Source organism: Natronomonas sp. EA1 (genome assembly GCF_051195035.1).
Lineage (GTDB): Archaea > Halobacteriota > Halobacteria > Halobacteriales > Haloarculaceae > JBNTJV01.
In genome coordinates, this window is record NZ_JBNTJV010000003.1 from 545,716 (window position 1) to 558,819 (window position 13,104).

The window sequence follows — 13,104 nt, forward strand, 5'->3', positions numbered from 1 at the left end:
AACGACCCGCGAGCCTCAGTACGTCTGCAACCGGGGGTCACCCCCCACCCGACCGGTGAGCAGGTAGGCGACGGGGAGGGTGACCGTCAGCGAGAGGGCCAGCCAGAGCACCTGCGAGGCGGGGTCCGGTGGAGAGAGGACGGAGGCGAGGACGAACCCGGCGGTGACGCCGAAGCCGAGGGTGCCGGCGAGGCGCTCGCGGCGTTCGGGGGGTGCGCTCCGGGGCTGGAAGTGGCCGACGGCGACGAGGAGCAGGTAGACGACGAGCAGGGGGGAGAAGACGCCCGCGAAGGCCCACAGCAGGGGGGAGTCACTGCCGCGGTGGCGGGCGTCGTCGTAGACCCAGACGGCGAGCGCGGCGAAGGCGGCCATCGGGAGCAGCAGGAGGACGGGGAGGAGCAGCCGGACGGGGAACTGTTGGAGGAGCACCTTACTCGTGTTCGTTGCGTTCGGGGCGGGTGCGGTCGCGGACGAGGCTGGTGTAGCGGTCGAGGAACTCCGCGTTCGCGACCTCGCCGGCGCCGCTCTCCGTGAGGACGGCTTCGAGGTCGCCGCGCGGCTGGTTGCAGGTGTCGCGGAAGCAGGGTTTACAGAGGTACTCGAACTCCTTGCCGTGGCGCTCCCAGCGGTCGCCTTCCTTGTCGTACTCGCGGGCGTCGGTGCGGGGGACCGCCTCGCCGCAGGCGATGCAGGTCACCTCGTCACGGCCGCCGCGTGTGCCCCACATACCCACACGTTGCGAATCCGGCTACTTAGCCGTTCCTGCCTCGGCGACCCGGTGACGGGGAAACGAACGGATTTATCCGCGGACCCCCGAAGGGGAGGGTATGCAGGTGAAATCCCGCCATCATCTTCGCGGCGACGAGATCGACGCCATCGTGGAGGCCATCGAGGCCGGCCTCGGCGTGACGGTCGAGGGGGACGCCTTCGAGGAAGTGGAGTTCAAGGACTCCGACTGGGAGGTCGTCCTCGTCGACGGCGAACCGCTCGTGGCGTTCTTCGACGACGAGCCGTTCCTCACGGTGAAGGGGGCGAACGCCTTCCCGCCGGAGCACAACGTCGTCACCGTCGACGCGGGGGCGGTGTCGTTCGTCTCCGACGGGGCGAACGTCATGCGGCCGGGCATCACGGAGGCCGACGACTCCATCGACGAGGGGGAGCTCGTCGCCATCGCGGAGGAGACCCACGGGAAGGTGCTCGCCATCGGCCGCGCGGAGGTCGACGGCGACGACATGGTCGGCGACTCGGGCCGGGTCATCGAGTCGATCCACCACGTCGGCGACGAGCTGTATCAGTTCTCGGTCTGAGTCTCCAGGTAGAAGACGGCGAGGCCGTCGACGACCGCGAGCCCGGCGATCGCTCCGGCCGCAGTCGTCTCCCCGAGGCTCGCGAGCGCGAGCGCGACGACCCCGAACAGCAGGATTTCGAGGCCGAGTCTGGGGAGCTCCGGCAGTCGGTAGGGGGCCGTGGGGGCGACGAAGGTGCCCCAGACCCCCGCCGCGAAGAGGGGCGCGATGACGGCGAGCGCGACCTGCACGAGGAGGGTCGTCCCCGTCCGGAGCCCCCAGTAGGCGAGCGCCGCGAGCGCCGCGAGTTCGAGGAGGAACCGGACGGCGTAGACGCCCATACCGAGGGGGGACCGCAGGAGGGAGTCGTCGCTCATTCGCCGAGGTCGTCCTCCGCGTAGGCGTCCTCGTACTTCGCGAGCGCGGCGTCGAAGCTCTCTACGGCGAGGTCGAACGTCTCGTACAGCGCGTCGATGGGGTCGGGGGTCGCGTCGACCCGCAGGTCGTCGTAGTACGGGTCCATATCGCGGTCCTCCGTCGTCGTCACCTTCAGGGCCGCGGACTGCACCCGCAGGTCCTCGCGTTTGTCCCCGCCTTCCGCGTAGCCCGCCGCGAGCGCGTCGATGAGCCGGCGGGCGAGCGGTAGCTCCCGGTCGGAGGTCTCGTAGCTATCGGCGGTCGCGTCGAGCACCTCGGGGCCGGCAAGCAAGTTGCCGGCGACGGTGAAGCTCCCCCTGTCGCGGTGGCCGTAGTGGTCCATGCACTCTTCCCCCGAAAAGACGAAGCTCCCCTCGCGGCCGACCCCGTGGAGCTGTCGCCCCGCCCGCCCCTCGTCCGCGTCGAGCAGGGCGGAGAGCGCGTCGTCGACGGCGAGCCCATCGGCCAGATACTCGATCCCCTTCGCCCCGAGTTCGACGTTGGTGATCGACTGGGTGGAGACGGCCCCGTACTCGTTCGCGTGCGGGCAGAGCGCGCCGACGCCCGCGAGCCGGGTGGTGACGGCGACGCCGAAGCGGTACTGCTCGTCCCCCTCGCTGTCCTCGTACGTCTCGCGGACGCAGATGCTGAAGGTCATACCCGACCCTCGAATCGAGAGGAGAAAAAAGACTCAGTCATCGCCACGCCCCGTGTGGGGACGCCCAGCCGTTGGATTTTCCCCCCGGCTGAGACGTGTCTGACGTAACACCTATGCCGATCCCGACCAGTTTCGGGTCTATGGGCCTGATGAGCAAACTGCTCGGGGGAGGATCGCGCAACGCCGACGACTACGTGGCGCTCGACATCGACGACTTCGACGCCGCGCCGAACGACGTGGGCACGAACGTCCACATCGCCACCATCGGCGGGAAACAGGACGTCGTCGCCATCAAGGACGCCGTCTACGACGGCGACATCGTCATCGCCGACATCACCCGGCACACGACGACGGACCGGACGATGGAGCACATCTCCGACGAGCTGAAGCAGGTCGCCCGCGAGGTGGGCGGCGACATCGTCCAGAAGGACGACGAACAGCTCATCATCACGCCAGGCGGCATCTCCATCTCCCGCGAGAAGCTCGGCGGCCGCTGACGCGACCCCCCGCGTCGTGTGGTGCGACACCGCACACCGGCTGGTCCTGCCTCTCACAGCATCCTTAACCGGAATCGGCACGCATAGCCAACAATGACGCTGGCCATCAAGGCCGACGGACTCGAGAAGGAGTACGGCGACGTCCGCGCGCTGGACGGCCTCTCCTTCGAGGTCGAGGAGGGGGAGTTCTTCGGACTGCTCGGGCCGAACGGCGCGGGCAAGACGACGTTCATCAACATCCTCGTCGGCCTCGCGCGCTCGACCGGCGGCTCCGCCGAGGTGTTCGGCTTCGACGTCGAGTCGGAGTACCAGGAGGCGCGCGACCGCATCGGCCTCGCGCCCCAGGAGTTCAACGTCGACCGCTTCTTCCCCATCCACGAGGTCTTAGAGCACAAAGCCGGCTACCACGGCGTCCCCCCCGAGGAGGCCGCACGCCGCGCGAACGAGGCGCTGAAGACGGTGGGCATCTACGACAAGCGCGACACCCGCTTCGACTGGCTCTCCGGCGGGATGAAACGCCGGTTTCTGCTCGCCCGTGCGCTCGTCACCGACCCCGATCTCCTCATCCTCGACGAGCCCACGGCCGGGGTGGACGTGGAGCTCCGGCGTGACCTCTGGAACCTCGTCCAGCGGCTCAACGACGAGGGGACGACCGTCCTGCTCACCACCCACTACATCGAGGAGGCCGAGCGGCTCTGTGACCGGGTCGCCATCATGGACGCCGGGAAGAAACTCGAGGTCGCCACGCCCGACGACCTCCGGTCCCGGGGGACCGACACCCTCGTCGTCACCCTCGCCGAGGCGCCCGACGGCATCCCCGATATCGACGCGGAGGGGGTCCACAAGGTCGCGCTGGACGACCGCACCCTCGAAGTCAGTGCCGACAGCGCGGGCGCGGTCGCCCCCGACGTGCTCCGCGCGCTCGACCGCGCGGGCTACGAGGTCTCGGATCTGGACATCCGCCGGGCCTCCTTAGAGGAGGTGTTCGTCGACATGACGCGGCTCGACGACGACGCCCAGACGATGGAGGTGGAGCCGTGAGCACCGTCTTCGGCACCGGCTTCCGCTCGCTTCTGAAACGCGAGATCCTCCGGTTCGTCCGCCGGCCCAGAAACACCTTCCTCCCGCCCGCCATCACGAACATCCTCTACTTCGCCGTCTTCGGCCTCGTGCTCGGGGGGCGAATCGACTCCATCGCCGGCTTCCCGTACATCCTCTTCATCCTCCCCGGGCTGGTCGTGCTCGGTGCGGTGTCGAACTCCTTCGAGAACGCCTCCTTCTCCATCTTCCATGGCCGGTGGAACGAGTACATCCACGAGATCCTCACCTCGCCGCTCTCGTACACGAGTCAGGTGCTCGCGTACGTGATGGCCGCGGCGCTCCGCGGCATCGTCGTCGGGTTCATCATCGTCGGCGTCGGCGTCGTCTTCGTCCCGTTCGCCATCCCGGCCGGGACCGTCCCCGTCGCGAGACCCCTCTATCTCGTCGCGTTCATCGTCGTCATCACGATGCTGTTCGCCTCCTTCGGCGTCCTCGGAGGACTGTGGGCCCGCGACTTCGACTATCTCACCGTCCTCACGCAGTTCATCATCAGACCCCTGACGTTCTTCGGGGGCGTCTTCTACTCGCTTTCCGACATCCCGGGGATCTTCCGGACGCTCTCGCTTCTCAACCCGATGGTGTACATGGTCAACGGCGTCCGCTACGGCTTTCTGGGCTACACGGAGGTCGACGCGAACCTCTCGCTCGCGGTGCTCTCCGGGCTGACGGTGGCGATGCTCGCGCTCGATATCCTTCTGTTCCGGCGTGGATACGGCATCATCGAGTGACGCGGGATTTTGATTAGGCTCGCGGCCATACCCCCGTGTATGTACCGTGCAATCCTCCCGAACGGCCAGCTCGAATGCGACGACTACGAGAAGCTGGACGACGGCGTCGAGTTGTACGCGGAAAACGGTGAGCTGCTCGCGTTCGTCCCGTACTACAACCTCGAGGCGCTTCTCACGGAGCACGCCTACGAGTCGGACGAGCCGAGCGTGATGTAAGCGGGTTAGACGCCGTCAGGAGTTTCGTCGTCTTCGACCGCGCGCTTCATCGACTCGCGGCGGGACTTGGCGTCGCGACCCGTACACTCGAGGAGGAAATCGTTCTTCGCCGTGTTCGCGTCGCCGGCTTTGTCCACGTCGCCGGTCTCCATGAGCTCCTGGAGGTCGCGCTCCACGAAGTCGACCGCGAGTTTGTCCTTCTTGCCGGAGTAGGCGACGGCGCCGGCGACGACCTTCTCGAAGACGGGGTTGTCGGGCTCGCCGACGACGTAGAGGTCGCTCCCCTTGAACTCGGTCGTCCCCGTGATGGGGCCGAAGTACTCCTCGATGGTCCCTTTCAGGTCCGGGACTCGCTCTTCGAGATACTCGCCCCGGCGCATCTTGTATTCCTCCATGCGTGGGGCCACGCGCGACGGGGGTTTACGAATTTCGCTCGCCTTCGAGGTAGCCGCGGTGACACTCCGGGCAGGCGTCGCCCGCGCGCAGCGAGGAGCCGTCGACGCTGGTCGTGAAGCCACACTCCGGACAGACGTACGCGCCGTCGGGGACGAGCAGGCCGTCGTCGGTCGGCTCGGTGGTGAGCGCCGCGTCCGTGGCCGCCTCCTCGGTCGCCCCCTCGGTCGTCGGCTCCGCGGCGTCCGACTCGACCGCTTCCGGCTCCGTGGCCGGCGACGGGGTGGGGTCCCACGGCTCGTCGTCGTCGGGCCACTGCCCCGGTTCGCGGGTCGGCTCCTCGCCGTCGTCGAGGATCTCGGCGTCCTCCTCTTCGGGGTCGCGGTCGGCCAACGACTCGATGGCCTCCGCGGTCGCCTCGTCGGGCGGAGCGAGCCGGTCGTCCTCCTCCGCCTCGACCTCCTCGTCCGCCGCGCCCGTGTCGTCCGGAATCGGCTCTTCCGTGTCCTGTCGCGGGGTGCCGGTCGGCTCCTCGTAGGCGTCCTCGTCGTGCTGGTCGATTCCCTGTGCATCGACCGTCTCCGGCTCGACGATGGCCGTCACCTCCTTGCTCTCGGAGACGACCTTCGACTCGTCACAGCGGGTGCAGTGGGCGATCTCGCGGATGGTGGTGACCACCTCGTCGCCGCGCTCCTCGCGCTCCCGCTCGGTCTCGGGGTCGGCGAAGTCGTGCCCCAGTAGCGAACACTTGAATCCCATTACCGCGTGATGCTGCCGTTCGACACATAAGACTGCCGCCGTCCCCGCGAACCGTTAAGGGCAGTCGTGACGAACACACTCGTATGCAGGCCAAGCGGGAGTTCCGCGACCGCGACGAGACGCAGGTCGCGGTGCTCGACGCGCTCGTCGAGCGGAACGGCGAGGGCATGACCGTCTTCGAGGTCCGAGCACACGTCGACGCGAGTATCGACCGCATCGAGACGGCCCTCGGGGAGCTGAAGGACGCGGGGCTCATCACGGTGGAGCGCGACGGCGACCGGACGTGCATCTACCCCGACCCGAAGGTGGTCCCGGACCCGACGGAGCCGGAACCGGAGCCGTCGCTCGTCGAGAAGCTCCGCGACCGGCTCCCCTTCTGAGGCCGAGAGCGTCCCGTTTTTATTCGTCCTCCTCCGAGAACCGGCAATGACTGTCGTCGGCACGATGCACGAGGACCACGGGGCGACGTTCACCGAGTACGACGGCCGGCGCGTCGTCGACCACTACGGCCGGCCGGAGCGCACCCACCGCGCCGTCCGCAACGCCGTGGGCGTCATCGAGATGGGCTACGGCATCGTCGAGGTGACGGGCGCCGACCGGGTCGACTTCGTCGACAACGCGCTCACGAACGACGTTCCGACCGAGGACGGCCAGGGCGTCTACGCCCTGCTGCTCGACGCGCAGGGAGGCATCCGCACCGACTGCTACGTCTACAACGCGGGCGAGCGCCTGCTCTGTTTCACGCCGCCGGCGAACGCGGGCTGGCTCGCCGAGGAGTGGGCCGAACACACCTTCATCCAGGACGTGGAGGTCGCGGAGGCCTCCGAGCGGTTCGGCGTCTTCGGCGTCCACGGCCCCAAAGCGACGGAGAAGGTGGCGAGCGTCCTCCACAAGATCGGCACCCCCGATGGCGCACTGAACTTCGACCGCGGGTCGATGGGCGAAGCCGGCGTCACCGTCATCCGCGGTGACGACCCCACCGGCGACGAGGCCTACGAGATCATCTGTGCGGCCGACCACGGGGAGGAGGTGTTCGACACGCTGCTCACCCGGGGGCTGAACGCCGTCCCGTTCGGCTACGCGACGTGGAACACGCTCACGCTCGAAGCCGGCACCCCGCTGTTCTCGAGCGAACTGAAAGGGCGGGTCCCGAACGTCGCCGGCCTCCGCAACGCGCTGGACTTCGAGAAGGGCTGTTACGTGGGCCAGGAGGTCGTCTCCCGCGTGGAGAACCAGGGTCGCCCCTCCAAGCGGCTGGTCGGACTGCGACCCGACGCGGTCCCCGAGGCGGGCGCGGCGGTGTTCGACGGGGACGCCACGATCGGGGAGGTCACCCGGGCGGCCGACTGCCCGAGCCTCGACGGGCCCGCGGCGCTCGCGTACGTGGACTTCACGAACGACGCCGAGGCGCTGACCGTCCGGGTCGACGGCGACGAGGTCGAGGCGACGCGCGTCCCCCTCCCGTTCTACGAGGGATCGGCGGCCTCGAAGCGGCTGCCGACGTACCCCGAGGCCTGACTATCGCAGGAGCGCCCGGAGCTGCTCGCGGGAGAACAGCGACGTGGGCTCGTCCATGTGGACGCCGATCTCGCCCGAGAAGAGCCGCATGCCGAGCCGCTGGAGGGGCTCGGGGACATCGTAGCCCCACCGGATGAGATGGCCCAGTCGGATCTCGGTTCGCAGGTCGTCGCGCCACGCCCGCTCGTAGTCGCCGAGCGTCCCGGGGCGCGCCGGGTCGACGGTGCGAGCCGCGTGGTCCGCCGCGCGCATCCCGTAGAGGATCCCGCCGCCCGTGAACGGCTTCGTCTGGCCCGCGGCGTCCCCGACGAGCAGCGACCGGGTGCCCGTCACCCGTTTCGGCGGGCCGACCGGGATCGCGCCCGAGCAGCGGTGTTCGACGGTGACGCCGTACTCGTCGAGCAAGGAATCGAACCGCCCGCGGGCGTCGTCGCCGGGGGAGACGGCGAGCCCGTACTCCACCCCGCCATCTCCTCTCGGGATGCGCCACGCGAAGAAGCCCGGTATCGTGAGGTGGACATCGACGAAATCGTCGTCGTCGGGCGTGAAATCGAAGCCGAGGACGCCGTGGAGGAACTCGTCCGGCTCGGGAAGGCCCACCTCGGCGCGGACCCGCGACCGGGGGCCGTCCGCGCCGACGACCAGCCGCGCCTCGTAGGTGTCGCTGCCGTCGGGGCCCTTCGCCGTCACGCGGACCCGGTCGTCCTCCTCGCGGACCCGCGTGACCGTGTGGCCGTCGCGCACGTCGGCTCCCGCGTCCGCAGCCGCGCCCGCGAGCACCTTGTCCAGGAGGACGCGGTCCACCGCGTTCGAGATGGGCGCCTCGCGGTAGAAGGGGTACGGGCGCGCGTCGGGGCCGCCCAGCCGGAACCGGGCGCCCGAGATGGCGTTCTGGAAGAGCGCGTCGTGGTGTTCCTCGGGGACGTACTCCCAGAGGTCGAGCGAGACGTGCCCGGAGCAGGCGAGCGGCTTCCCGATCTCCCCCTGCTCGAAGACGAGCACGTCACGCCCGCGTTCCGCGGCCGACCGGGCGAACCGCGCGCCGGCCGGGCCAGCACCGACGACGATGAAATCGTACACGCCCGAGGCTACGGGCGAGAGAAAAAGAAGCTTCCTCGTTAGCTCCGGAGCTTGCGGAACAGGAGGTAGCCGACGGCCGCGACGGCGACGAGCGCCAGCGCCCGCAGTCCCTCGTCGTCGTCGGAGAGCTCGGGACGCTCGACCCCCGTGCGCGTCTCCGTCTCCTCGTCCGGCGTCTCGACCTCCGGCTCGCTCTCGTCCGCCGCCGCGGCCTCCGCCTCGACGTCGACCTCGATGGGGCCGTCCTCGGTCTCGGCTTTCGCCTGCGCCGTCGGTTCGATCTCGGGCTCGCCCGCGCGCCACTCCTCGACCTCCTCGCGGCGCTCGGGGACCCACCAGATGACGTTGCGGCCCTCGCGGTCGCGTTCGAGGTGGTCGTCGTCGACGAGCGCCTGCAGCCGAGAGCGGGTGCTCCCACGGGTGATGGGGAGCTTGCCCGCGACTTCCGTCGTCGTCAGCGCCGGCGTCTCGCTTGCGCGCAACACGTCGAGTATCGTCTCGTCGTCCACTTTCCGGGAACTGCTCATACCGGGAAATCGAGCGCGAGCCACTTACCTGTTGTCGCAGGGGCGCGTCGCCCGTGGATGCCGCAAGAACGCGGCTCAGTCGTCGCCGGCTGCCGAGTACGGCGACACCGCTCAGTCGTCCCCAGGACTCGCCACTCTATCCGACCGCGGCCCCTCCAGCTCCACGGCGGGGAGCAGGTCCCGGAGGTAGCGACCCGTGTGGGAGTCCTCGACGTGCGCGACCTCCTCGGGCGTTCCTGAGGCGACGATGTGGCCGCCGCCCTCGCCACCTTCGGGGCCCAGATCGAGGATGTGGTCGGCGTTCTTCACGAGGTCGAGTTCGTGTTCCACGACGACGACGGTGTTGCCCGAGTCCGTCAACCGTTGCAGGACCTCGATGAGCTTCCGTTCGTCCTCCGAGTGGAGGCCCGTGGTGGGCTCGTCCAGCAGGTAGAGCGCCTCGCCGGAGTCCTTCTTGCCCAGCTCCTCCGCGAGCTTCACGCGCTGGGCCTCGCCGCCCGAGAGCGTGGTGGAGGGCTGGCCGAGTTTCATGTAGTCGAGCCCCACGTCGAGCAGGAGCTGGAGCTTCCGTCGGATGCGAGAGTCGGCCTCGAAAAAGTCGTACGCCTCCGCCACGTCCATGTCGAGCACGTCGGCGATGGTCTTCCCCTTGTAGGTGACGTCGAGCGTCTCGTCGTTGTAGCGCGCGCCGCCACACTCCTCACAGGGGACGTACACGTCCGACAGGAAGTTCATGTCGATCTTCACCGTCCCCTGCCCGCCACAGGCCTCACAGCGCCCGCCCTTCACGTTGAAGGAGAACCGGCCGCGCTCGTAGCCGCGCTGTTTCGAGAGCTTCGTTTCTGCAAAGAGCTCGCGGATGCGGTCGAACACCCCGGTGTAGGTCGCGGGGTTCGAGCGGGGCGTCCGGCCGATGGGCGACTGGTCGATGAGCCGCACCGTTTTGATCTGGTCGATTCCCTCGATATCGTCGTGCTCGCCGGGGAAGACGTCGGTGTCGTTCATCCGGCGGACGAGGCCCTTGTAGAGGATCTCGTGGAGCAGGGTGGACTTCCCCGAGCCGGAGACACCCGTGATCGCGGTGAAGCAGCCGAGCGGGAAATCCACGTCCAGATTATCGAGGTTGTGCTGGCGCGCACCCCGCACGGTGAGATAGCCGTCGGCGTCGCGGCGCTCGTCGGGGACGGGAATCTCGCGGCGGCCGGCGAGGTAGTCACCGGTGACCGACGCTTCGGTCTCCATCACCTCCTCGACGGGGCCGTTGACGACGACCTCACCCCCGCGCTTGCCGGGGCCGGGGCCCATGTCGATGACCGTGTCGGCCCGCCACATCGTCGCCTCGTCGTGTTCGACGACGACGAGCGTGTTGCCCAGATCACGGAGGCCTTCGAGCGTGTTGAGGAGCTTGTCGTTGTCGCGCTGGTGGAGCCCGATGGAGGGCTCGTCGAGCACGTAGAGCACGCCCACGAGCCCGGAGCCGACCTGCGTCGCGAGCCGGATGCGCTGGCTCTCTCCACCTGAAAGGGTGGAGGCTTCCCGGTCGAGGGTGAGATACTCGAGGCCGACCTCCTCCATGAAGCCGAGTCGCGCACGGATCTCTTTGAGGATCTCCTCGGCGATGGTGCGACCGCGCTCGTCGAGGTCCGATTCCAGCCCCTCGAAGTACTCCAGGGCGTCGCCGATGGAGAGTCGGTTGATTTCGGTGATGGAGGTGTCCGCGACGAGCACCGCGCGGGACTCGGGCTTGAGGCGGGTGCCGTCACACGCCGGGCACGTCGTCGTGGCCATGAACTTCTCGATGTGGTCGCGCGTGCTCTCGGAGTCCGTCTCGACGTACCGCCGCTGGAGGTTCTCGATGACCCCCTCGAACGGCTTCTCCTTGCGTCGGGTGCCGTTCTTCGTCCGGCGCTTGAAGACGACGTCTTCGGAGGTGCCCCAGAGGAACGCCTGCTGGACCTCCTCGTCGAGGTCCGCGAAGGGCGTGTGGACGCTCACGCCGAAGTGCTCCGCGACGCTGTCGATGCGGGTCCGGTAGTACGAGCGGTTGTACGACCACGCCTCGAACACGTCCTTGAGGGGTTTCGAGGGGTCACGCACGACGAGGTCCGGGTCGATCTCCTTCGTCTCGCCGATGCCCTCACACTCCGGGCAGGCGCCGTGGGGGCTGTTGAAGGAGAAGGAGCGCGTCTCGATCTCGGGGAGGTCGATGCCGCAGTGCGTGCAGGCGAGCGCCTCCGAGAAGACGGTGACGAGGCGGTCGTCGCCCGCGCCCGCGAGGTCGCCCGTGCGCCGCTCGCGCGAGCCCAAATCGACCCCCTCGGGCGGGTCGGGGAGAATCACTTTGAGAACGCCGTCGGCCTCCTCGAGGGCCGTCTCCACCGAGTCCGTGATCCGAGAGCGGGCCTCCTCGCTCACCTTCACGCGGTCGACGACCACGTCGACGGTGTGGTTGTAGTTCTCGTCCAGCTCGGGTTTCTCGATGGTGAGGTCGTACTCCTCGCCGTCGACCTCGACGCGGGAGTAGCCCGCCGACACGAGTTCATCAAAGCGGTCCTCGAACGCCCCCTTCTGGTCGCGGACGACGGGCGCGGCGAGCTTCGCCCGCGTTCCGTCGGGGAGTTGGAGAATCCGCGAGACCATGTTCTGCGCGGACTGCTCACCCACCTCTCTCCCGCACTCGGGACAGTGCGGGGTGCCGACACGGGCGTAGAGGAGTCGGAGGTAGTCGTGGAGTTCCGTCACCGTCCCCACCGTCGATCGGGGGTTGTTCGCGGCGTTCTTCTGGTCGATGGAGATGGCGGGGGAGAGCCCCTCGACGGATTCGACCTGCGGTTTGTCCATCTGACCGAGGAAGTTCCGCGCGTACGCGGAGAGCGACTCGATGTAGCGGCGCTGCCCCTCGGCGTAGACCGTCTCGAAAGCCAGCGAGGACTTCCCCGACCCCGACAGGCCGGTGACGACGGTGAACTCCTCGCGGGGGATGCGCACGTCCACGTCCTTGAGGTTGTGCTCGGACGCACCCCGGACTTCGATGTAGTCCTTCGTCATTATCTGGCGAACGAACCGGGCGGGTGAAACGCTGTCGATTGGTGTGGAGGAGTGTCGTGGAACGAACTGACACACCGGCCTCAGCGCTTTTCAGGGCGGGCGTCGAACCCCGGCGTATGGACGAGCTCCCCGGCGTCGACCTCACCGGCGACGACTACGTCATCAAACAGAAGCTGTTCCGGAACAAGTACCGCATCTACGACGATTCCGGAGCGCTGCTGCTCCAGACGAAACAGAAGCTCTTCAGGATGAAAGAGGAGTTCCCGTTCCTCGACGGCGACGGGAACCCCGTCTTTCGGGTGAAGGCGAAGTCCATGTTCGACTTCGCGGGCGACTACACGCTCACCACGCCCGACGGTGAGGTGCTGGCCGTCCTCGAGAAGCAGTTCACCTTCTTCAAACACGTCTGGCGGATCCGTGGCCCCGACGGGGAGCTCTACGCGACCATCGAGTCGGGGAGCACGTTCGTGGAGGTACTGCGGAACGTCTCCGGCATCTTCGGCCTCATCCCCCACAGCTACACCATCGAGGCGCCGGACGGGACGACCCTCGGGAGTCTGAAGGGTCGGCTCTCCGTGCGCGACACCTACGACCTCCACCTCGGGGACGTGGGCGACGCGCCGAAGGAGGCGCTCGTGGCTGCCGCGGTGGCCATCGACGCGCTGGAAGGGAACTGATGGAGTTCGACGAGGAGGCGCTCGCACCCGGTATCGGGGTCGGTATCGCCATCGGGGCCGGCGTCGGCGTGGCGACGGACAACATCGGCCTGTGGATTCCCGTGGGGTTCGCCATCGGCCTCGCGCTCGCCGCGGCGTTCCAGCAGAGAAGAGGCGGGGAGAAAGAGAGCGAGGACGAGGAACCGGAGGGGAACTGAAC

The 13,104-nt window shown here is 68.3% G+C and carries 18 protein-coding genes; 9 read left to right on the plus strand and 9 right to left on the minus strand.

From position 1 onward, the window contains the following. Positions 1-15: 15 nt before the first annotated feature. Together ACQUQR_RS12460 and ACQUQR_RS12465 are read right to left on the minus strand one after the other, a co-directional pair. Positions 16-429, minus strand: a complete 414-nt coding sequence (locus ACQUQR_RS12460) for a hypothetical protein (RefSeq protein WP_435196811.1) — start codon at positions 427-429, stop codon at positions 16-18. A gap of 1 nt (position 430) precedes the next feature. Beyond that, positions 431-727: a DUF7562 family protein gene (locus ACQUQR_RS12465; RefSeq protein WP_435196812.1), complete on the minus strand. Its 297-nt coding sequence runs from the start codon at positions 725-727 to the stop codon at positions 431-433. A 100-nt stretch (positions 728-827) separates the two neighbouring features. On the opposite strand from ACQUQR_RS12465, the gene ACQUQR_RS12470 reads away from it, so the two are divergent. Next, the gene (locus tag ACQUQR_RS12470; RefSeq protein ID WP_435196813.1) at positions 828-1,307 is read left to right on the plus strand and encodes an RNA-binding protein; all 480 of its coding nucleotides are present in this window, start codon (positions 828-830) and stop codon (positions 1,305-1,307) included. Here the strand turns inward: ACQUQR_RS12470 and ACQUQR_RS12475 are convergent. Beyond that, positions 1,292-1,663, minus strand: a complete 372-nt coding sequence (locus tag ACQUQR_RS12475) for a YrdB family protein (RefSeq protein ID WP_435196814.1) — start codon at positions 1,661-1,663, stop codon at positions 1,292-1,294. The genes ACQUQR_RS12470 and ACQUQR_RS12475 overlap by 16 nt on opposite strands. Next, a complete protein-coding gene (locus ACQUQR_RS12480; protein ID WP_435196815.1) occupies positions 1,660-2,361 on the minus strand; it encodes a DUF1028 domain-containing protein in 702 nt (233 codons plus the stop codon). Before ACQUQR_RS12480 ends, ACQUQR_RS12475 begins: the two co-directional genes overlap by 4 nt. A gap of 140 nt (positions 2,362-2,501) precedes the next feature. Between ACQUQR_RS12480 and ACQUQR_RS12485 the strand changes: the two genes are divergently transcribed. From ACQUQR_RS12485 to ACQUQR_RS12500, 4 genes are all read left to right on the plus strand, one after another. Then, entirely contained in the window at positions 2,502-2,858 is a 357-nt protein-coding gene (locus tag ACQUQR_RS12485) for a cell division protein SepF (protein ID WP_435196816.1), read from the plus strand. Positions 2,859-2,951: 93 nt separating this feature from the next. After that, the gene (locus tag ACQUQR_RS12490; RefSeq protein WP_435196817.1) at positions 2,952-3,899 is read left to right on the plus strand and encodes an ABC transporter ATP-binding protein; all 948 of its coding nucleotides are present in this window, start codon (positions 2,952-2,954) and stop codon (positions 3,897-3,899) included. Beyond that, positions 3,896-4,687, plus strand: a complete 792-nt coding sequence (locus tag ACQUQR_RS12495; RefSeq protein ID WP_435196818.1) for an ABC transporter permease — start codon at positions 3,896-3,898, stop codon at positions 4,685-4,687. Before ACQUQR_RS12490 ends, ACQUQR_RS12495 begins: the two co-directional genes overlap by 4 nt. Before the next feature lie 39 nt (positions 4,688-4,726). Further along, a complete protein-coding gene (locus ACQUQR_RS12500; protein ID WP_435196819.1) occupies positions 4,727-4,903 on the plus strand; it encodes a hypothetical protein in 177 nt (58 codons plus the stop codon). A gap of 5 nt (positions 4,904-4,908) precedes the next feature. On the opposite strand, the gene ACQUQR_RS12505 is transcribed toward ACQUQR_RS12500, so the two are convergent. Together ACQUQR_RS12505 and ACQUQR_RS12510 are read right to left on the minus strand one after the other, a co-directional pair. Further along, positions 4,909-5,298 carry a DUF5611 family protein gene (locus ACQUQR_RS12505; protein WP_435196820.1) on the minus strand — a complete coding sequence of 130 codons (390 nt, stop codon included), beginning with the start codon at positions 5,296-5,298 and terminating at the stop codon, positions 4,909-4,911. Between the two features lie 25 nt (positions 5,299-5,323). Beyond that, positions 5,324-6,055, minus strand: coding sequence for a DUF7093 family protein (locus ACQUQR_RS12510; RefSeq protein WP_435196821.1), 732 nt, complete (start codon positions 6,053-6,055; stop codon positions 5,324-5,326). An 83-nt stretch (positions 6,056-6,138) separates the two neighbouring features. On the opposite strand from ACQUQR_RS12510, the gene ACQUQR_RS12515 reads away from it, so the two are divergent. Together ACQUQR_RS12515 and ACQUQR_RS12520 are read left to right on the plus strand one after the other, a co-directional pair. Next, positions 6,139-6,435: a DUF6432 family protein gene (locus ACQUQR_RS12515; RefSeq protein WP_435196822.1), complete on the plus strand. Its 297-nt coding sequence runs from the start codon at positions 6,139-6,141 to the stop codon at positions 6,433-6,435. Between the two features lie 46 nt (positions 6,436-6,481). Beyond that, the gene (locus ACQUQR_RS12520; RefSeq protein ID WP_435196823.1) at positions 6,482-7,573 is read left to right on the plus strand and encodes an aminomethyltransferase family protein; all 1,092 of its coding nucleotides are present in this window, start codon (positions 6,482-6,484) and stop codon (positions 7,571-7,573) included. On the opposite strand, the gene ACQUQR_RS12525 is transcribed toward ACQUQR_RS12520, so the two are convergent. From ACQUQR_RS12525 to uvrA, 3 genes are all read right to left on the minus strand, one after another. Continuing rightward, positions 7,574-8,653: a geranylgeranyl reductase family protein gene (locus tag ACQUQR_RS12525; protein WP_435196824.1), complete on the minus strand. Its 1,080-nt coding sequence runs from the start codon at positions 8,651-8,653 to the stop codon at positions 7,574-7,576. It lies immediately after the preceding gene. Between the two features lie 38 nt (positions 8,654-8,691). Then, positions 8,692-9,180, minus strand: coding sequence for a hypothetical protein (locus tag ACQUQR_RS12530; RefSeq protein ID WP_435196825.1), 489 nt, complete (start codon positions 9,178-9,180; stop codon positions 8,692-8,694). 111 nt (positions 9,181-9,291) lie between these two features. Beyond that, positions 9,292-12,228 (minus strand): excinuclease ABC subunit UvrA, encoded by a 2,937-nt coding sequence (gene uvrA, locus ACQUQR_RS12535; protein WP_435196826.1) that lies wholly within the window; start codon positions 12,226-12,228, stop codon positions 9,292-9,294. 116 nt (positions 12,229-12,344) lie between these two features. Between uvrA and ACQUQR_RS12540 the strand changes: the two genes are divergently transcribed. Both ACQUQR_RS12540 and ACQUQR_RS12545 read left to right on the plus strand, forming a co-directional pair. Further along, positions 12,345-12,905, plus strand: coding sequence for an LURP-one-related/scramblase family protein (locus tag ACQUQR_RS12540; RefSeq protein ID WP_435196827.1), 561 nt, complete (start codon positions 12,345-12,347; stop codon positions 12,903-12,905). Then, the gene (locus ACQUQR_RS12545) at positions 12,905-13,102 is read left to right on the plus strand and encodes a hypothetical protein (protein WP_435196828.1); all 198 of its coding nucleotides are present in this window, start codon (positions 12,905-12,907) and stop codon (positions 13,100-13,102) included. Before ACQUQR_RS12540 ends, ACQUQR_RS12545 begins: the two co-directional genes overlap by 1 nt. Positions 13,103-13,104 lie beyond the last annotated feature (2 nt).

Coding starts and splice junctions, on each gene's coding strand:
- ACQUQR_RS12465 (WP_435196812.1), bottom strand. CDS start 727: ATGTGGGGCACACGCGGCGGCCGTGACGAGGTGACCTGCATCGCCTGC.
- ACQUQR_RS12470 (WP_435196813.1), top strand. CDS start 828: ATGCAGGTGAAATCCCGCCATCATCTTCGCGGCGACGAGATCGACGCC.
- ACQUQR_RS12475 (WP_435196814.1), bottom strand. CDS start 1,663: ATGAGCGACGACTCCCTCCTGCGGTCCCCCCTCGGTATGGGCGTCTAC.
- ACQUQR_RS12480 (WP_435196815.1), bottom strand. CDS start 2,361: ATGACCTTCAGCATCTGCGTCCGCGAGACGTACGAGGACAGCGAGGGG.
- ACQUQR_RS12485 (WP_435196816.1), top strand. CDS start 2,502: ATGGGCCTGATGAGCAAACTGCTCGGGGGAGGATCGCGCAACGCCGAC.
- ACQUQR_RS12490 (WP_435196817.1), top strand. CDS start 2,952: ATGACGCTGGCCATCAAGGCCGACGGACTCGAGAAGGAGTACGGCGAC.
- ACQUQR_RS12500 (WP_435196819.1), top strand. CDS start 4,727: ATGTACCGTGCAATCCTCCCGAACGGCCAGCTCGAATGCGACGACTAC.
- ACQUQR_RS12505 (WP_435196820.1), bottom strand. CDS start 5,298: ATGGAGGAATACAAGATGCGCCGGGGCGAGTATCTCGAAGAGCGAGTC.
- ACQUQR_RS12510 (WP_435196821.1), bottom strand. CDS start 6,055: ATGGGATTCAAGTGTTCGCTACTGGGGCACGACTTCGCCGACCCCGAG.
- ACQUQR_RS12515 (WP_435196822.1), top strand. CDS start 6,139: ATGCAGGCCAAGCGGGAGTTCCGCGACCGCGACGAGACGCAGGTCGCG.
- ACQUQR_RS12520 (WP_435196823.1), top strand. CDS start 6,482: ATGACTGTCGTCGGCACGATGCACGAGGACCACGGGGCGACGTTCACC.
- ACQUQR_RS12530 (WP_435196825.1), bottom strand. CDS start 9,180: ATGAGCAGTTCCCGGAAAGTGGACGACGAGACGATACTCGACGTGTTG.
- uvrA (WP_435196826.1), bottom strand. CDS start 12,228: ATGACGAAGGACTACATCGAAGTCCGGGGTGCGTCCGAGCACAACCTC.
- ACQUQR_RS12540 (WP_435196827.1), top strand. CDS start 12,345: ATGGACGAGCTCCCCGGCGTCGACCTCACCGGCGACGACTACGTCATC.
- ACQUQR_RS12545 (WP_435196828.1), top strand. CDS start 12,905: ATGGAGTTCGACGAGGAGGCGCTCGCACCCGGTATCGGGGTCGGTATC.